At 67.3% G+C, this 18,139-nt stretch carries 17 protein-coding genes; 11 read left to right on the top strand and 6 right to left on the bottom strand.

Annotated features, from left to right (window positions below):
* Window positions 1–45: 45 nt before the first annotated feature.
* The gene (locus tag KF889_27635) at window positions 46–546 is read right to left on the bottom strand and encodes a hypothetical protein (protein MBX3503233.1); all 501 of its coding nucleotides are present in this window, start codon (window positions 544–546) and stop codon (window positions 46–48) included.
* Between the two features lie 160 nt (window positions 547–706).
* On the opposite strand from KF889_27635, the gene KF889_27640 reads away from it, so the two are divergent.
* Window positions 707–1,915, top strand: coding sequence for a CoA transferase (locus KF889_27640; protein ID MBX3503234.1), 1,209 nt, complete (start codon window positions 707–709; stop codon window positions 1,913–1,915).
* Window positions 1,916–2,067: 152 nt separating this feature from the next.
* Here KF889_27640 and KF889_27645 read toward each other — a convergent pair whose 3' ends face one another.
* Window positions 2,068–2,727: a peroxiredoxin gene (locus tag KF889_27645; GenBank protein ID MBX3503235.1), complete on the bottom strand. Its 660-nt coding sequence runs from the start codon at window positions 2,725–2,727 to the stop codon at window positions 2,068–2,070.
* A gap of 113 nt (window positions 2,728–2,840) precedes the next feature.
* Between KF889_27645 and KF889_27650 the strand changes: the two genes are divergently transcribed.
* Together KF889_27650 and KF889_27655 are read left to right on the top strand one after the other, a co-directional pair.
* On the top strand, window positions 2,841–3,785 hold the full coding sequence (locus tag KF889_27650; protein MBX3503236.1) for an SMP-30/gluconolactonase/LRE family protein: 945 nt from the start codon (window positions 2,841–2,843) through the stop codon (window positions 3,783–3,785).
* Between the two features lie 12 nt (window positions 3,786–3,797).
* On the top strand, window positions 3,798–4,973 hold the full coding sequence (locus tag KF889_27655) for an acyl-CoA dehydrogenase family protein (protein MBX3503237.1): 1,176 nt from the start codon (window positions 3,798–3,800) through the stop codon (window positions 4,971–4,973).
* A 116-nt stretch (window positions 4,974–5,089) separates the two neighbouring features.
* Here KF889_27655 and KF889_27660 read toward each other — a convergent pair whose 3' ends face one another.
* Both KF889_27660 and KF889_27665 read right to left on the bottom strand, forming a co-directional pair.
* Window positions 5,090–6,187 (bottom strand): serine hydrolase, encoded by a 1,098-nt coding sequence (locus tag KF889_27660; GenBank protein MBX3503238.1) that lies wholly within the window; start codon window positions 6,185–6,187, stop codon window positions 5,090–5,092.
* A gap of 15 nt (window positions 6,188–6,202) precedes the next feature.
* Window positions 6,203–7,081 carry an LLM class F420-dependent oxidoreductase gene (locus KF889_27665; GenBank protein ID MBX3503239.1) on the bottom strand — a complete coding sequence of 293 codons (879 nt, stop codon included), beginning with the start codon at window positions 7,079–7,081 and terminating at the stop codon, window positions 6,203–6,205.
* Window positions 7,082–7,507: 426 nt separating this feature from the next.
* Here KF889_27665 and KF889_27670 point away from each other — a divergent pair, with 426 nt between their 5' ends.
* The 7 genes from KF889_27670 to KF889_27700 all read left to right on the top strand — a co-directional run bounded on the left by KF889_27670 (window position 7,508) and on the right by KF889_27700 (window position 15,991).
* Window positions 7,508–9,448, top strand: coding sequence for a hypothetical protein (locus tag KF889_27670; protein ID MBX3503240.1), 1,941 nt, complete (start codon window positions 7,508–7,510; stop codon window positions 9,446–9,448).
* Window positions 9,445–10,122 (top strand): hypothetical protein, encoded by a 678-nt coding sequence (locus tag KF889_27675; GenBank protein ID MBX3503241.1) that lies wholly within the window; start codon window positions 9,445–9,447, stop codon window positions 10,120–10,122. Before KF889_27670 ends, KF889_27675 begins: the two co-directional genes overlap by 4 nt.
* 260 nt (window positions 10,123–10,382) lie before the next feature.
* The gene (locus KF889_27680) at window positions 10,383–12,512 is read left to right on the top strand and encodes a hypothetical protein (protein ID MBX3503242.1); all 2,130 of its coding nucleotides are present in this window, start codon (window positions 10,383–10,385) and stop codon (window positions 12,510–12,512) included.
* The gene (locus KF889_27685; protein MBX3503243.1) at window positions 12,509–13,225 is read left to right on the top strand and encodes a hypothetical protein; all 717 of its coding nucleotides are present in this window, start codon (window positions 12,509–12,511) and stop codon (window positions 13,223–13,225) included. The genes KF889_27680 and KF889_27685 overlap by 4 nt, the downstream gene beginning before the upstream one ends.
* Before the next feature lie 79 nt (window positions 13,226–13,304).
* Window positions 13,305–13,817 carry a GNAT family N-acetyltransferase gene (locus KF889_27690; GenBank protein ID MBX3503244.1) on the top strand — a complete coding sequence of 171 codons (513 nt, stop codon included), beginning with the start codon at window positions 13,305–13,307 and terminating at the stop codon, window positions 13,815–13,817.
* A 15-nt stretch (window positions 13,818–13,832) separates the two neighbouring features.
* Window positions 13,833–14,858 (top strand): TauD/TfdA family dioxygenase, encoded by a 1,026-nt coding sequence (locus KF889_27695; GenBank protein ID MBX3503245.1) that lies wholly within the window; start codon window positions 13,833–13,835, stop codon window positions 14,856–14,858.
* Between the two features lie 92 nt (window positions 14,859–14,950).
* Window positions 14,951–15,991 carry an LLM class F420-dependent oxidoreductase gene (locus KF889_27700; GenBank protein ID MBX3503246.1) on the top strand — a complete coding sequence of 347 codons (1,041 nt, stop codon included), beginning with the start codon at window positions 14,951–14,953 and terminating at the stop codon, window positions 15,989–15,991.
* Here the strand turns inward: KF889_27700 and chrA are convergent.
* Entirely contained in the window at window positions 15,981–17,210 is a 1,230-nt protein-coding gene (gene chrA / locus KF889_27705; GenBank protein ID MBX3503247.1) for a chromate efflux transporter, read from the bottom strand. The genes KF889_27700 and chrA overlap by 11 nt on opposite strands.
* A complete protein-coding gene (locus KF889_27710) occupies window positions 17,207–17,422 on the bottom strand; it encodes a PadR family transcriptional regulator (protein ID MBX3503248.1) in 216 nt (71 codons plus the stop codon). The genes chrA and KF889_27710 overlap by 4 nt, the downstream gene beginning before the upstream one ends.
* Before the next feature lie 233 nt (window positions 17,423–17,655).
* On the opposite strand from KF889_27710, the gene KF889_27715 reads away from it, so the two are divergent.
* The gene (locus tag KF889_27715) at window positions 17,656–18,111 is read left to right on the top strand and encodes a DUF1801 domain-containing protein (GenBank protein MBX3503249.1); all 456 of its coding nucleotides are present in this window, start codon (window positions 17,656–17,658) and stop codon (window positions 18,109–18,111) included.
* Window positions 18,112–18,139 lie beyond the last annotated feature (28 nt).

Genomic DNA, 18,139 nt, shown 5'->3' on the forward strand with positions numbered 1-18,139 from the left:
TCGTCAGCGTCCAGTCGGCGCGTCAAGTCGGACATCCGTTGTCGCCTAAGCCTCCCTGATCCATATGCGCACGCTGGGCACAAACGCCTCAACCGGCGACAAATGCGGCATGCAGACATCGACGAAGCCTGCCAGGTCTGTCTCCTGCGTGTAAAACGGATCGGGACCAGGACTGGCCGCCGAGAAGACGACCATAACCCTCGAAACCCTGCGGCTGCTGAACGCTGCGGCCACGACGTCGCGGATAGCCGCAAGGTTGCGTCGCAGGATTCCATCTCGCACGGATCCCTGGAATACGAAGCCATCGGGCTTGATCAGCTCTTCCGCCGTACTTTCTCGCGGCGAGGCGGTCAGGGCGAAGGCAATGGCATCATCTTCGATCGGCAGACCGATCATCTCATGGATCGAACCCTGCACGATGTTGCCGTCGAAGGTGACGCAGATGCCACGATCGGCCGCCACCTTCAGAACATCGAACAGCATCGCGTTGTCCGCTTCAGCGAACGGACTCTTCAACTTCAGGATACCGCCGGCAAGGTCGCTCATGGCCGCCTTGCTTACTCCGGAATTTCGCACCTCGCTACCGTGCCTCATGCTGCAGCGCAGGGATGCGGCCGGCCGGCTTGCCTCCGGTCGCGCGCTGGTCAATGGTCTGCCCAACGAAGCGCCGGCGGGACGCCGGCGCTCGCAAAGAGAGGAAACGCGAATGGCCGGGCCGCTGGCGGGTGTGAAGATTCTGGACTGCACGTCGGTGGTGCTCGGGCCGTGGGCGGCGCAGCAGCTGGGCGACCTCGGCGCCGACGTGATCAAGATCGAATCGCCGGAGGGCGACACCACGCGCCAGCTCGGGCCCAAACGCAACCCCGACATGGCGGCCTTCTATCTCGGCTGCAACCGCAACAAGCGCAGCATCATCCTCGACCTGAAGAAGCCGGACGGGCGGCAGGCGCTGTTCGACCTGGCGAAGGACGCCGACGTGCTGATGCACAACTACCGGCCCGAGCCGGCGGCGCGGCTGGGCGTGCCCTACGAGGTGTTCGAGAAGATCAACCCGCGCCTGATCTATCTCGCGACCTACGGCTATCGCGCCGCCGGACCGATGGGCGCCAAGGCGGCCTACGACGACATCATCCAGGCCGGCTCGGGTCTCGCCATGCTGCAGACCGTGGTCGCCGGCGCGCCGCGCTTCCTGCCGACCATCGTCGCCGACAAGACCAGCTCCAACGGCGTGGTCTCCGCCGTGCTCGCCGCGCTGTACGAGCGCGAGAGATCGGGCAAGGGCCAGTCGATCGAGGTCCCGATGTTCGAGACCCTGGTCTCGTTCGTCATGGTCGAGCATCTCTACGGCGAGACCTTCATGCCGGCGGTCGAGGGCGCGGGCTATCGCCGCCTGCTCAACAAGGAGCGCCGCCCCTACCCCAGCAAGGACGGCTTCTTCGCGCTGCTGCCCTACACCGACCAGCACTGGCGCGAGTTCTGCCAGCTGATCGGCCGCGACGACATCATGGCCGATGCACGCTTCAAGTCGCTGGCGACGCGGCTGACCAACATCGAGGTGGTTTACGCCACCCTGGCCGAGATCTGCGCCACGCGCACCAACGCCGAATGGGTCGAGCTCTTGAAGACCAGCAACGTGCCGCACGGCCCGGTCAACACGCTGGAGGATCTGCTGAAGGACGAGCAGCTCAACGCCACCGGCTTCTGGCAGGAGCTCGACCATCCCAGCGAGGGCAGGATCCGCGTGCCCGGCATCCCGCCCAGGTTCAGCCGCACGCCGGCCGAGATCCGCCGCCTGCAGCCGCGCCTGGGCGAGCACAGCGTCGAGGTGCTGCGCGAGGCCGGCTTCGCCGAGGAGCGCATCCAGTCGATGCTCGCCTCGGGCGCGACGCGGGACGGCAATAAGCCGAAGAAGTAGGAATACCTTCCCCCGGAGGGGGAAGGTGGCAGCGCGCAAGCGCTGACGGATGGGGGATGTCGAAGACGAACCCAGGAGTCCGTCTTCGACAACCCCCATCCGCCCTTCGGGCACCTTCCCTCTCCGGGGGAAGGTAGGGTGGAAGCGGACTCTTACTTTGGCTGCGCCACCGTGCGCAGGTATGGCTTCAGCTTCTTGAAGCCCTGCGGATACTTCGCGGTGGCTTCCTCGTCGGTGACGGCCGGCACGATGATCACGTCCTCGCCGTTCTTCCAGTTCACCGGCGTCGCCACGCGGTGCTTCGCCGTGAGCTGCATCGAGTCGATCACGCGCAGGATCTCGTCGAAGTTGCGCCCGGTGGTCATCGGGTAGGAGATCATCAGCCGGATGTTCTTGTCCGGGCCGATGACGAAGACCGTGCGCACCGTGGCGTTGTCGGCCGCCGTGCGGCCCTCGGACGAGCCGGACGTCTCGTAGGGCAGCATGTTGTAGGCCTTGGCGACCTTCAGGTCGGTGTCGCCGATCATCGGGTAGTTCGGCGCCGTGCCCTGGGTCTCCTCGATGTCCTTGGCCCACTTGGCGTGGTTGGTGACGGGATCGACCGAGAGGCCGATGATCTTGACGTTGCGCTTGTCGAACTCCGGCTTCAGGCGCGCCATGTAGCCGAGCTCGGTGGTGCATACCGGCGTGAAATCCTTGGGATGCGAGAACAGCACCGCCCACGAATCGCCGATCCAGTCGTGGAAGCTGATCTTGCCCTCGGTGGTCTCGGCGGTGAAGTCCGGCGCCTTCTGGCCGATCTGCAGTGACATGACCCCCTCCTTGGTTCAGTGGTGTCGACGCGCGGATCATAGACCGCGCGGGCTGGATTTCCATGACGAAGAGACCCTAGGATCGCCTTAGAAAATCTTAAGGGGAGCGGAAAATGTGGCAGCCCAGCGAGCGTTATCCTGATCCGGCGGTACGCATCCTCGATCCGGCGTTCACCAAGTACCGCCTGCCGCTGGCCTCGGTCGAACGCCTCTACACGGGATGCCGCTGGTCCGAAGGCCCGGTGTGGCTCGGCGACATGCGCTGCCTGCTGTGGAGCGACATCCCCAACAACCGCATCCTGCGCTGGGACGAGGAGACCGGCCAGGTCAGCCACTTCCGCAAGCCCTCCAACAACGCCAACGGCAATACGCGCGACCGCCAGGGCCGGCTGGTCACCTGCGAGCACGATGCGCGGCGCGTCACCCGCACCGAGATCGACGGCGCCATCACCGTGCTGGCCGACAGCTACAACGGCAAGAAGCTGAACTCGCCCAACGACGTGGTGGTGAAGTCCGACGGCTCGGTCTGGTTCAGCGATCCGGTGTTCGGCATCCTGGGCTACTACGAGGGCCACAAGGACGAGTCCGAGAACAAGCCGGCCGTCTATCGCCTCGACGGCAAGACCGGCAAGCTCGCGGTGATGGCCGACGACATCCCCGGCCCCAATGGTCTCGCCTTCTCGCCCGACGAGAAGACGCTCTATGTCGTGGCCTCGCGCGCCGAGCCCAACCGCCAGATCCTCGCCTACGACGTGACCGGCGGCGGCACCAGGCTGGGCAAGGGCAAGGTGCTGATCGACGCCGGCGCCGGCGGCTCGCCCGACGGCTTCCGTGTCGATGTCGACGGCAATCTCTGGTGCGGCTGGGGCATGGGCAGCGCCGAGCTCGACGGCGTGCGCGTCTTCAGCCCGGCCGGCCAGCCGATCGGCCATATCGACCTGCCCGAGCGCTGCGCCAACCTGTGCTTCGGCGGCCGCTACCGCAACCGCCTGTTCATGGCGGCGAGCCACAGCCTCTACTCGCTCTACGTCAACACGCAGGGTGTGGCCGGCGGCTGAGGAGAAGACCTCATGGACGATCTGCCACCTCGGGATATCGACCCGCTCAGGGGGGCGCGCGCCCTGGCGCGGCAGCTCGAGGCGGCGGCCGACGAGATCGAGCGCACGCAGCGCATCCCCGAGCCGCTTCTCTCGGCGATCCACGACGCGCGCCTGCCGCGCATGCTGCTGCCGCGCATGTGCGGCGGCGACGAGGTCGATCCCTGGACCTACCTCCACACCATCGAGGAGATCTCCAGGCATGACGGCTCGGTGGGCTGGAACCTCTTCGTCGCCAACAGCTCCGCGCTGATCGCGCCGTTCCTCGCAGCCGACGTCGCGCGCACCATCTTCAGCGACCCGCGCACCGTCGTCTCGTGGGGCCCGCCCAATGCCTGCCGCGCCCGGGCGGTCGAGGGCGGCTACATCGTCAAGGGCCGCTGGGACTTCTCCTCGGGCTGCCGTCAGGCCAACTGGATGGGCGCGCACTGCCAGGTGGTCGAGCCCGACGGCTCGCTGCGCCTCAATCGCTGGGGCCGGCCCACCATCCGCACCCTGCTCTTCCCCGTGGCGCAGGCCACGCTGATCCACACCTGGGACGTGATCGGCCTGCGCGGCACGGCGTCCGACTCCTACACCGTCGACGACGTCTTCGTGCCCGAGGCCTTCAGCACCACGCGCGAGGACCCGTCGCTGCGCCTGGTGCGCGGCCCGCTCTACGCCTTCACCATGCAGGGGCTCTATGCCGTCGGCGTCGCCGGCGTCGCCATGGGCCTGGCGCGCGCCATGCATGAGGCGTTCGTGTCCCTGGCCAAGGAGAAGGCGCCGCGCTTTGTCGGCCGCCTCGCCGACAACAACGTGATCCAGGACAGGGTGGCGCGCACCCAGGCCGAGCTCGACGCCGCGCGCGCCTATCTCGTCGAGACGACGCGCGACATCTACGCCCGCGCCGACGACATCGAGCCGATCGACACGGCTGACCGCGCCCGCGTGCGGCTCGCCTGCGCCCATGCCATCGCCGCGTCGGAGTCGGTGGCGGACTGGTGCTACAAGGCCGCCGGCACCACCTCGATCTTCCTCGGCAGCGCCTTCGAGCGCCGCTACCGCGACCTGCACACCGTCTCGCAACAGATCCAGTCTCGCGCCCAGCACTTCGAGGCGGTGGGGCAGATCCTGCTCGATGTCGAGCAGCAGGGGATCTTCTACTGAGTCCTCTGTCGTCCTGAGCGAAGCGAAGGACCTGGCGGTATCGCGGCCATACGCCCGCAATGTATCCCCTCGCACCACCGCTGGATCCTTCGCTTCGCTCAGGATGACGGGGAGAGCTAACGCAACGCCCCCAGCACCTTGCCGATGAAGCTGTTCTGGTGGGCCGGATCGAGCCAGCGCATCACGGCGACGATGTCGTGCTCGCGGTCGATCCAGGTCAGGTTGCCGCCGGCGCCGACGGCGAAGAAATTGCCATGGGGTGCGGCGGGCATGCGGATGCCGTTCGTGTTCAGCCACCAGAAGAAGCCGTAGCTGACGTTCAACGGGCAGGGCTGCAATGAGAGCCCGATCCATTCCTGCGACAGCAGGCGCTTTCCGTTCCAGATGCCATCGTTTGCCATCAGCACGCCGATGCGCGCCTGGTCCTCGGCATGGATGCAGACGCCGCCGCCCCAATGCGTGCCGCCGGCGACGCTTTCGATCTGCCTGCCCTCGACGTCGACCACGGACGTCGAATAGCCGCGCCAGGTCCAGCCCTTCGAGGCGCCGATCGGATCCATGATGCGCTCGGCGAAGACCTCCGGCAGGCCGCGCTTCAGCCGACGCAGCACCGCGAGGCCGCAGCGATTGACGCGCACGTCGTTGTATTCCCAGTAGGAGCCCGGCGCCTGCAGCACGCGATCGCCCTTCTTGCGCGTGCCCTCGGTGGCGAGCGTGCGGCCGCGGTCGATCCTCTCGCTCTTGCCGAACAGCTCGCCTTCCCACTCCGAGGTGTTGGTCAAGAGCTGCCGCCAGGTGATCGGCGCGTTCTGCGCGCTGTCGAAACCGCCATCGGTCACCGTCTTGCCGACGGGCTCATCGACGTCGCCGATCAGCCCGTCGTCGTAGGCCAGGCCGGCGCAGATCGACATGTAGCTCTTGGCGACGCTGAAGGTGTAGTCCTCCTGCCGCGTGTCGCCCCAGCGCGCCACGACGCGTCCGCCGCGCAGCACCATGCCGTTGGTCGGCCCGCGATCGCGGATCGGGCCGATGATCTCGGCATCCTGCGGCTGCTCGAAATGCCCCGACAGCAGGTGGTCGCGCAGGCTGATCGGCCAACCGATCTCGTGGCCGCGCGCGAAGGCGATCGCGTCGGCCAGCGCGTCGGGATCGAAACCCGCGTCTTTCGGCGAGATGCTCGGCCAGGTCTGTCCGTCGGGCGGTGGGAAATGCATGGTCTTCTATGGTCCTCACGAAAACGGACGGATGACGGTCTCGCCGAAGTGCGCGAGATCGTCCTCGAGATTCCTGCGGAAGGCGGTGGCCGGCACGACGATGCGCTTGACGCCCTTCTTCATGCGCTCCTCGACCGCCGCATGCGGGTCCTTGCCGGAGTCCGGCAGGGCGTCGGGGCAGCCCATCAGCAGCTCGACCGACTGCGGATCGCGCCCCCTGGCCTCGGCGCTGCGCCGCACGATGTCCCACAGCCCCATGGGATCGATCGACGAGCCGATCGAGGGAAAGAAGCCGTCGGCGAGCCGCCCGGCGCGCCTGGCCGCCGCCTCGGAATGGCCGCCGACCAGGATCGGCACCGCGCCGCGCACCGGCTTGGGATTGCAGCTCACCGTGTCGAAGCTGACGAACTCGCCCTTGAAGCTGGCGGCATCCTTCGCCCACAGCGCGCGCATCGCGGCGACGTATTCGTCGGCGCGCTTGCCGCGGTGCTCGAACGGCACGCCGACCGCCTCGAACTCCTCCTTCAGCCAACCCACGCCGATGCCCAGCTCGATGCGCCCGCCGCTCAGGTGATCCATGGTCGCGACCTGCTTGGCCAGCACCAGCGGGTTGCGCTGCGGCAGGATGATCACGCCGGTCATGAACTTCAGCCGGCTGGTCGCCGCCGCCACCCAGGTCATCCAGATCAGCGGATCGGGGATCGGGCTCTGCGGCCCGCCGGGCAGGCGGCCGCTCGGCGCATAGGGATAGGTCGAGGTGTAGTTGTCCGGGAACACCACGTGGTCGACGGCGAACAGCGTGTCGAAGCCCGCCGCCTCGGCGGCGCGCGCCACGCGGCGGGCGCCCTCCGGATCGGGATAGGTGTTGTTGCCGAAATGCAGCGCGAACTTCATGGGCTCCCCTCCCGATGGTTGGGCGGGATCATAGCGGCGATCCTCTATAGTCTACAGCGTCCGGCTTGCCCGGCCATTTGCGCTCCTGCGGCGGCTGCTTTGCTATGGTTTCGCATGGGTTCGGACGTATCGCCCGGCCCGCGAATGCCCATGGCGCCAGGATGATCTCACGTGCCGGCCGGTTCGCCTATTTCCACCCCTAGCGGTGTCGAGATGCATGCCGACTGCCAAGCCGTCCACTTCATGCACGACACGCGTAGGGGTGGAAATATTGCCTCTCTCCGTGGGACCAAAGCCCCGTCGGCGACACGCGTAGGGGTTTAAATCGGCTTCCCGCGCGCCCCGTCATAGCCTGCTCGCGAAGGCACAGCGAATCCTGCGCGCCCGATCCACGGCGCCGCGCCGTGCCCCAGAAGCGGAACGCGCATGGCCGGCAGAATCTGGATCCCACCCTACAAGCCGCTTGGCGTGAGCACGCAGGGCGTGCCCGGCGGCGGCTACCTTGCCATCGACGCCATCGCCGGCCAGTTCGGCCCCTCACCTCAGCTGCAATTCGGCCTGCAGGCCGCCGAAGGCGCCGCCGGCGTCGCCACGGTGCTGTCCGAGCACCTCGCCGGCGACAACGAGGCGATCGTCAAGGGCGCCGACGCGCGCCTGGGCGAGACCGAGCAGTCGCTGCTGTTCGATCCGCAGACTGGCTACCTCAACCTGCAGGGCCAGGATGCGCTGACGAAGGCACCGGCTGTCATCGACGCCTACCGCGAGGCCCAGGCGCGCGAGATGGCGACCATGGTCGACGACGACCAGCGCCAGATGCTGCAGGACCTCAACGAACGCCGGCTGGCGAGCTTCAGCACCCAGGTCGAGCGCCACACCGAAGCCGAGCGCATCCGATGGTACGACGAGGCCGGCGAACGGCGCATCGCGCAGATGCAGGCCGACGCCCGTCTGCACTGGAGCGACGACGCCCTGCTACGCCGTGCCCTGGGCACCACGCGCGCGGAGGTCAACGAGCAGGCCGAGCGCCATGGCTGGGACTCCGCGCTGACCGAGACGACCCTGCGCCGGCAGACCGGCCGCACGCTGGTGGCGGCGATTGAAGCGGCGGTCGAACGCGACCCCGAGCGCGCGCGCTCCCTGCGCGCACGCTACGACCACCACATCGAGGCTTCCGACCAAGCCGCCCTCGACGCGTTGCTTGCCGAAGCGCAAACGCGCGAGCACGCCCGACAGGCCAGCATGGATATCCTGAACGCCACGCCGCCGGAGAACGAGCCGTCGGTGCCGCAGTGGCGCCTGCGACAGGCCGAAGCGATCGCCGATCCGGCGATACGCGCCGCCACCATCCGCACCCTGCACAGCGCCGCCGCGGCCGACGAGGCCCGCGCCCAGACCCTGGCCGAGCAGGTGCTGGAGCGCGTGCTGCAGGACGGCCTGACCGACCCCGCGCAGATCCCGATCCGCGAGTGGATGGCGCTCGATGCCGAACGCCGCCGGGCGATCGAGACGCGCCTCGACCACAATGCCGCCGGCACCGAGCCTGCCCCGAAGCCGGCGTTGGTCGACGAACTGGCGACTGAGATGACGCAGGCGCCGCACGCTTATACGCGTCGCGATCTCGTCCCCGCTGTCTCGCAGCTGCCGCTGCCGCAATGGCAACGCTTCAGCGACTGGCAAGATGGTCTCCGGCGTAACGATCCCGCGACCGAGGACCAGCTCTATGCCATCAAGCGCGGCTTGCAGCTCGCAGAGAAGACGCTGCCAACAGACACACCCACCGACAGCGCTGCCAACTACCGCGCCGAGCTGGTCGATGAGCTCGATACATGGCGCAAAGTCAACGGCAAGAGCCCGAGCGACGTCGAAATTGCCGGTATGATTGAGTGGCACGTTACGCCGCTGGCGTTCGTACCTGGCACGCTCGAAGTCGGCCCCTATCACCGAATTGTCGAAAAGAACGTCGTTCCACCCGTGGCATCGGCGTTGGAGTGGCTGTTCGCACTGGGCGGGCATCATTTCATTCCGCGGGCGATCTATAAACGCCTGGGACTCCCGCCGAAAACGCTTAAGGTGTTTCGCGATGCTAGGACCGGCCCCCTGATACCGGGTGATCATCAATTCGACCAGGCACATCGAAGATACAATGATGCTGTAGCGGAGATAGTGGATGATTGGATCAAGAGAAAGGGAATCGACCCTAAGAAAATGACGGAGGCACAAGCCAGGAAGTTACTTGAGCATGTACTAAAGAATGGTCATCCTGCAATTAGGGACTATCTCAAGATGCTTCATGACAGTCGAAGGCGGTACCTTCGCAAATATGGATCCAAAGGAAAAGGATTTGGAAGAGGACTGGACCAGCAATGAGTTACAATACCGAAGCGATCGCCAGGGAAATGGTGGAGTTCGCCGCGGGCATCGCCCACGTCAGAGTTGAGGGTTCAATAGGGTCGGATGGAGTGCTTAGCTTCTTGGCGACCGTCCCTGCGGAAATTGCCGAAGGCACCCTGATGTCGCTGTGCCAGGGTTGGGCTCGACTTATTCGAAAGTCGGTGCCGGACAGGCCCGACGATTGGTCGAGCGACATTTCGGTGCGGTTACCATGGGGACCGTCGGTGGGGCTGTATGCCCTTGGTTGGATCGGCCACGAGGATGAGTGGCTGGTAGATGACCCGTCGAATATGCCCGATACACAGGAATGGGAAACGCTCCATCAACGGCTGGATGAGTACCTTGGCGCCCGTGGCAAGAGCGATTGGCGGGGAGGTGGTGACTACTATCTCTTTGAAGAGGAAAGCGGCCACGCGGATCAGTCGGTCACCATCTATCGGATCGAGTTCCTCACGCCCGACTTGGTGAACGGGATACAGGAGATCCTCAGGGACGGGTATTCGACCTGGATTGTGTATGTCGTCCTGGATCTCCTGCCCCCCGTTATAGGTATTGCATCCGATGGACTGGAAATCCATGCCGATCGTGTCGTCGAGAAGTGGGATCGCGCTGTCATGGTCGAACGTTTGGGCGCGCGGCTGAAGGTCTAGGTTCGTCTCACGCGACGGTACCCGTCGCATTGAGGCCGTGCGCCAGCCAGGTCGGAGTCCGGTGTAGAACCAGGAAGAACGACACGCGCAGGGGTGGAAATACTGCCTCTCTCCGTATGACGAAAGCCCCGTCGGCGACACCCGTAGGGGTTCAAGTCGGTCTCCTGCGCGCCCGGCCATAGAGTTCCTCGCGAGCGGCACGGTTGAGTCTTGCGCGCCCGATCCACGGCGCCGCGCCGTGCCCCGGAAGCGGAACGCGCATGGCCGGCAGAATCCGGATCCCACCCTACAAGCCGCTTGGCGTGAGCACGCAGGCCGTGCCCGGCGGCGGCTACCTCGCCATCGACGCCATCGCCGGCCAGTTCGGCCCCTCGCCGATGCTGCAGCTCGGCCTGCAGGCCGCCGAGGGCGCCGCCGGCGTCGCCGCGGTGCTGTCCGAGCACCTCGCCGGCGACAACGAGGCGATCGTCAAGGACGCCGATGCGCGCCTGGGCGAGGCCGAGCAGGCGCTGCTGTTCGATTCGCAGACTGGCTACCTCAACCTGCAGGGCCAGGACGCGCTAACGCAGGCGCCGGCGGTCATCGACGCCTACCGCGAGGCCCAGGCGCGCGAGATGGCGACCATGGTCGACGACGACCAGCGCCAGATGCTGCAGGACCTCAGCGAACGCCGATTGGCGAGCTTCAACACCCAGATCGAGCGCCACACCGAAGCCGAGCGGTTGCGCTGGTACGACGAGGCCGGCGAACGGCGCATCGCGCAGATGCAGGCCGATGCCCGTCTGCACTGGAGCGACGACGCCATGCTGCGCCGCGCCCTGGGCACCACCCGCGCGGAGGTGCGCGAGCAGGCCGAGCGCCATGGCTGGGACTCCGCACTGACCGAGGCGACGCTGCGCCGGCAGACCAGTCGCACGCTGGTGTCGGCGATCGAAGCGGCGGTCGAGCACGATCCCGAGCGCGCGCGCTCCCTGCGCGCACGCTATGAACAGCACATCGAGGCATCCAACCGAGCCGGGCTCGACGCGCTGCTCGCCGAAGCGCAAACGCGCGAGCACGCCCGACAGGCGAGCGCGGCAATCCTGAACGCCACGCCGCCGGGCGACGAACCGTCGGTACCGCAGTGGCGCCTGCGGCAGGCCGAGGCGATCGCCGATCCGGCGGTGCGCGCCGCCACCATCCGCACCCTGCACAGCGCCGCCGCAGCCGACGAAGCGCACGCCCGAACCCTAGCCGAGCAGGTGCTGGCGCGCGTGCTGAAGGACGGCCTGACCGACCCCGCGCAGATCCCCGTGCGCGACTGGGTAACGCTCGACACCGACCATCGCCAAGCGATCGAGACCCGCCTCGACCACAACGCGCGCGGCACCGAGCCGGTGCCGAACCCGGCGTTGGTCGACGCCCTGGCGACCGAGATGACACAGGCGCCGCACATCTTCGCGCGCCGTGACCTCGTGCCCACCGTCGCGCAGCTGCCGCTGCCGCAATGGCAACGCTTCCGCGACTGGCAGGCCGGCATCCGCCGCAGCGATCCGACGACCGAAAACGAGCTCTATGCCATCAAGCGTGGCCTTCAAATTGCGCGGCAGACATCGACGGAGGCCAATCCCGCCCGCGACGGCGACAAGCCATCATCATCGGCGACGGATGTGAAGTTCCCGGCGGCGCTGGTCGAGGAGATTGATACCGCCCGCAAGCTCAACGGCAAGCCTCCTGACGATGCAGCCTTGCGCGAGATCGTGCGGCGCAGTCTACCGGTCACGCCGGTACACAACATCGTCATGCCGCACTTGGACCCGGAAACGCTCCGCCGCGTTGCCAAGCTGCCGAGACAGGTCGTCGATGAGCTCATGCTGTTCATGATGTGGCTGTTCATGAACGGCATCATCATGCAAATGCAGATGGCGCGCCCGCTATCGCCGCCAGCGCAAATCTCGCCCTCCGAGGAACCGGATGATGATGAAGATGAGTCGGAGCCATCATCTGATCCAGCCAAGCCTCCATCGAACCAGCCGTCATCTCCACCGCCGGTCCCTCCGCCGCCGGTCTCGACACCCGGGCAACAACCCCAGCCAAGTCGACCGTCAACACCACCGCCAGGTGGTGGATCGCATCCGCTCGAGCGCATATTGAGACCGAACGGGAGGGACATCGGCGCGCAGGGCAGCAGCTCGAAAATTCGCCTGGTCTCGAAGGCTGAGTTCGACCGCATAGAAGCCGCCTTGAAGGCCGCCTCCACGCCAATCTCTCCGCCACCGAGATATTCGGGCGACCGATACGGGCTTACACAGGGTGGCAACTTCGGAGTCCGCAACAGCAAAAGATGGGGGCCGACGCTGGACGTGGATCACCCCTCATTTCCACCAGGCTATAGGATCCATATCCAATGACACACGAAACACCGCAGTTCAGATACAAGGAAACCACTGACGAGTGGATCGACAGGCTTCCCGCCGACCTCGACTTCGAGCCGGTCGGGATGTGGGTGATCGTGCCGGCGGGCCGGCGTGGCTTTGGCCTCGAAGGGCAGGAGCTGATCACGTTCGTAGAACGGGCCGTGCGCAAGCTGCTGGACCACGGCTGCCGACCGGTGAAGCGAGACCCGCGCGGGCCGTACTACTGGGGCGTCCAGAAGCACTACGGCGAGACCGCCGACGAGATCGTCAAGAACACGATCGACGACTGGCTCGGCTGGGGAGGCGGTGATCCCACGCACGGCGGCTTGTGGTTTGCCTCGCCGGCGGACTGTGAGGTTCGCAACCTGAGCAGGAGCGAATGGCTCGACGGCCTTCCGTCGGAACTCGCGAAGGGCATGGCTCGTGCGGACATGATCGTGTGGGCGGGCCGGTACGACTATGGGCTGGAGGGTGCGGACCTTGGCCGCTTCATCGCGGAGGCAGTGCGTCGACTACTGGAGCATGGCGCGCTGCCGGCGAAGTACAACCTCGAGGGACCCCACGAGTATACGATCGTGACCCAGTACGGCGAGACTGCCGAAGAGATCGTCTCCAACATTGTCGCCGCCTGGAATGCCGGCCAGGACTCTTCCATCGGCGATCTGCGCTTCGTCACCCGCAAGATGCTGGACAGCCCGCGCGACTAGGTCACGTCCCTCGCCAGTCATGTGGATAGCGGATGTTTCGCCGTTGGCAGCGTCGCTTTGGCACAGCTATGAAGGCCGCATGACGCGCAACGTTCAATTCCGCCTGCTGACGCCGGCCGACGCGCGGCTGTACCAGGACATCCGCCTGGAAGCGCTGCAGGCCGCGCCCGAAGCCTTCGGCAGCACCTACGAGCTGGAGCGGACCTACACGGAAGAACAGTTCGCCGATCTGCTGAGCCGGTCGGATGTGTTCGGCGCCTTCCGCGGCTCCGACCTGCTGGGCATGGCGGGCTACCGCACGCAGGCCGGCCCCAAGCGCGAGCACAAGGGATTCCTGTGGGGCATGTACGTGCGGGATGCCGCGCGCCGCACGGGCGTCAGCAAGCGACTGGTCGAGGCGGTGCTCGGCCACGCCCGTGGCCGCGTCGAGCTGGTGCAGCTGAGCGTCGTCAGCGACAACGAGACGGCCCAGCGCCTCTATCGCTCCTGCGGCTTCGTCGTCTACGGCCATGAGGTCCATGCGCTGAAATTCAACGGCCGCTACTACGACGAGAAGCTGATGGCCGTGGCGCTGGAGCGGCCCGCGAATTAGGGGCAGGATGCCGCCATGAGCAGCTTTTTCACCCTCGAGACTCCCCTGCCCGGCGCCCGGTTCGGCGGCCTTGCGCGCACCACGGGCGATGCCCCTGCCATCGTGCAGGCGGCCGAGGCCGAGCCGGCCGCCCTGCCCCGCGCGCTCAGCGAAAGCGGCGGCGTGCTGCTGCTGAAGGGGCTGCACGGCATCGCGCAGGATCCGGCGCTACTGGTGCGGCTCAGCCGGCTGTTCGGGCCGGAGGTCGAGGATTATCGCCGCACGCTGACGCCGCGCCACCAGGTGCACGCCGACGTGCCGGAGATCTTCATCGTCTCCAACGTGGCCCCGGTCAGCCGCATGCCGCCCAAGCGGCCCGAGCCGCCGCTGACCGCCGATGGCAAGCTGCCGGTGCAGTACCCGCAGCGCAAGGGCTGGCACACCGACCAGAGCTATCGCCGCCCGCCGCCCGACATCTCGCTGTTCTTCGCCGTGACGCCGGTGAGCCGCGACCAGGGCCAGACCATCTTCGCCAACGGCACCTTGGCCTACGCGGCGCTGTCGCCCGAGATGAAGCGCAAGGTCGGCCAGCTCGAGGGCCTGCACGCGCAACCCGGCTCGGGCCGCTCGCGCGACGCGGCGCTGGCGGGCACGGCGCCGCGCGCCTTCGCCGCCCACGAGCGCTCGCAGCGCCAGCCTGTCGTGCGCATCCATCCCGTCACCGGCAAGCCCGCGCTCTATCTCTGCGAGTCCGGCCAGATGGACTGGATCGAGGGCCCGTTCGTGGGCATGCAGCCCGGCCCGCATGGCGACGGCGCCGCCCTGCTCGACGCGCTGATGGCGCACTACACGCGGCCGGACTTCATCTATGTGCACGAATGGGACCAGGGCGACCTGATCGTCTGGGACAATCGCTGCCTGGTGCACGCTGCGACCTGGTTCGACGCCGAGACGCAGAACCGCGTGATGTGGCGCACGACGGTGCACGGCAATCCCGGCGCGCTCTACGCCGGCGAGAAGAAGAGCTGGATCCCCGAGCTGGCCGACGCCAGCACGGAATAGCTCGATCTGTCATCCCGAGCGCAGCGAGGGATCACGACATCACCCTGGATCCCTCGCTGCGCTCGGGATGACAGGCTGGGAGGAAACGCCCCATGAAGCTCGGCCTGTCGATCGGCTACTCCGGCGCCCATCTCGACATCCCCGTCAAGCTGGTGCAGCGCGCCGAGGAGCTCGGCTACGACTCGGTGTGGACCGCCGAGGCCTACGGCTCCGATGCGGTGACGCCGCTCGCCTACCTCGCGGGCTTCACGAAGAAGATCAAGCTCGGCACCGGCATCATGCAGCTCGCCGCGCGCACGCCGGCCAATGCCGCGATGTGCGCCGCCACCGTCGATGCCATGGCCGGCGGCGGACGCTTCATCGCCGGGCTGGGCGTGTCGGGGCCGCAGATCGTCGAGGGCTGGTACGGCCGCCCGTGGGGCAAGCCGTACTACCAGCTCAAGGACTACGTCGCGATCATGCGCAAGATCTTCCGCCGCGAGGGGCCGGTGAGCCATGACGGGCGCGAGTATCCCCTGCCCTACAGGGGCGAAGGCGCGATGGGCATCGGCAAGCCGCTGAAGTCGATCCTGCACATGAACCCCGACATCCCGATCTATCTCGCCACCGTCAATGAGGCGACGGTGAAACTCACCGGCGAGATCGCCGATGGCTGGCTGCCCACCGGCCTCGTGCCCGGCTTCCTCAAGGACTACCAGCCCTGGCTCGAGGAAGGCTTCCGCCGCGCCGGCAACGGCAAGAGCATGAAGGATTTCGTGATCCAGACCTCGGTGCATGTGCAGGTCCAGGACGACGTGAAAGCGGCGCTGCAGAAGCTCAAGCCCGAGGTCGCGCTCTATGTCGGCGGCATGGGCCACCGCGACAAGAACTTCCACAACGACCTGATGGTGCGCAACGGCTTCGGCGACGCCGCCCGGCGCATCCAGGAACTCTACCTCGCCGGCCACAAGGACGAGGCGACGGCGGCGGTGCCCGACGAGTGGGTCGACGCCAAGTCGCTGGTCGGCCCGGCCGCGCGCATCAAGGAGCGCTATCGACGCTGGCAGGATTGCGGGCTCGACACGCTCAGTGTCCGCTCGCGCCAGCCCGAGGCGATCGAGGTCATGGCGCAGGCGGCGCGCCTCAACGCGTAATGTTCAGCAGCACGCCGCCCGCCGCGGCGACGAGTACGACGACCCACGGTGGCGCCTTCCACGCCATCAGCAGGACGAAGCACGTCAGCGCCAGCACGAAGGCGTGCGGGCCCTTGATCGCGCTGACGAAGACCGGATCGTAGAGCGCCGAGCCGAGGATGCCGACCACGGCGGCATTGGCGCCGCGCATCAGGGCCTGGGCAGCGGGCCGGGCGCGGAAGTCGTCCCAGAACGGGATCGCGCCCAGCAGCAGCAGCAGGCCGGGAAGAAACACCGCGACGAGCGCGATGGCCGCGCCGGCGACGCCGTTGGGCTGCGGGCCGAGCACCGTGCCGAGGTAGGCGGCGAAGGTGAACAGCGGACCGGGCACCGCCTGCGCAGCACCGTATCCGGCCAGGAACTGAGCCTGGCTCACCCAGCCGGTCCGCACGACCTCCGACTCGAGCAGCGGCAGCACGACATGGCCGCCGCCGAACACCAGCGCGCCGGCGCGATAGAAGGCGTCGAACACCGCGAGGCCCTGCGACGGTGCGACGGCCAGCGCCAGCGGCAGGCCCACGAGCAGCATCGCGAACAGCGCCAGGCAGATCGCGCCGACCGTGCGCGATACCGGAAAGCGGATGTGATCCGTGACCGGCGCGCCCGGCGTGCGGCACAGCGCGAGACCGGCAAGGCCGCCCACCACGATGGCGGCGATCTGGCCCCAGGCGCCGGCGAGGAGCACGACGATCAGCACCGCACCCAGCGCAATGCTGGCCCGCTCGCGGTCCGGGCAAAGCGATCTCGCCATGCCCCAGACGGCCTGCGCGACGATGGCCACCGCGACGATCTTGAGGCCGTCGATGACGCCCTCGCCGATCGGCCCGCCCATCGCCGCCGCGCCATAGGCGAAGGCGACGAGCGCGATGGCCGACGGCAAGGTGAACGCCGCCCAGGCGAACAGCGCGCCGAGCGGACCGCCACGCAGCAGGCCGAGCGCGAAGCCGACCTGGCTCGATGCCGGCCCGGGCAGGAACTGGCACAGCGCGACAAGATCGGCGTAGCCCTTCTCGTCGATCCAGCGCCGGCGCAGCACCAGCTCGTCGCGGAAATAGCCGAGATGCGCGATGGGCCCACCGAACGAGGTGACGCCGAGCTTGAGGAAGGCGCGCAGCACCTCGCCCGGCGCGACGATCCTGCTTGCGGCATCATCCGCCGCCGGTCGGGACTCCGCCGTCATTTCATCGCCTCCCCGCGGAACTCCGCGATCTGCTTCTTGGCCACCCGCAGGCCGGCGCGGCCCTTGGCCGTGATGCGGTAAAGGCGGCGGACCGCGCGGCCGTCACGTTGCGCGCGCGAAAGCAGGTAGCCATCGCGCTCCATCTTGTGCAGCATCGGGTAGAGCGTGCCGGGCGACAGCCGGTAGCCGTGATGCGCCAGCTCGTCGATCATCCACTGGCCGTAGATCTCGTGCTCGGCCGCGTGATGCAGCACGTGCAGCCGCACCAGCCCGCAGAGCAGGTCGTGATGTTCGAGCGGTCGGCTTCTCGGCACTATCGAACTCCGATATCGATCCTCGATATCGCCGATTTCCGTGCGCGTTTCAATCCGGTGCCGCGGCCGCGCGCCCGGGGTTGCGCGGGCGTGGCCGAACTCGTTAGCCTGCGCGCCCCGGAGAGAAGACGATGGCCGACGCACGATCGACACCGAAGAAGAAGTCCCAGAGGCGCGCCGCCGCGAAGCCCAGGCTGCTCGCGGGCGACAATCCGCAGATCGCCAAGGGCGACGGCGATGCGCCGGTGCAGGCCTATATCAGGGCCATCCCCGGCTGGAAGCAGGACCTCGCGCACCGGCTCGACTCCATCATCACCCGCACGCTGCCCGGCGTGCGCAAGGCGGTGAAGTGGAACTCGCCGTTCTACGGCGTCGAGGGCAAGGGCTGGTTCCTCAGCTTTCACTGCTTCACGAAGTACATCAAGGTCGGCTTCTTCAAGGGCGCGGAGCTCAAGCCCCTGCCGCCCGGCGAGTCCAGGCAGAAAGAAGTGCGCTATCTCGACATTCGCGAGAGCGACACGCTCGACGAAGCGCAGTTCGCGGCCTGGGTGAAGCAGGCCAGCAGGATCCCCGGCTGGATGGCGTAGCGCCAGGTGGGCCAGGATCCTCGATTGC

It is taken from the genome of Alphaproteobacteria bacterium (genome assembly GCA_019635875.1).
GTDB lineage: Bacteria > Pseudomonadota > Alphaproteobacteria > Reyranellales > Reyranellaceae > JAFAZJ01.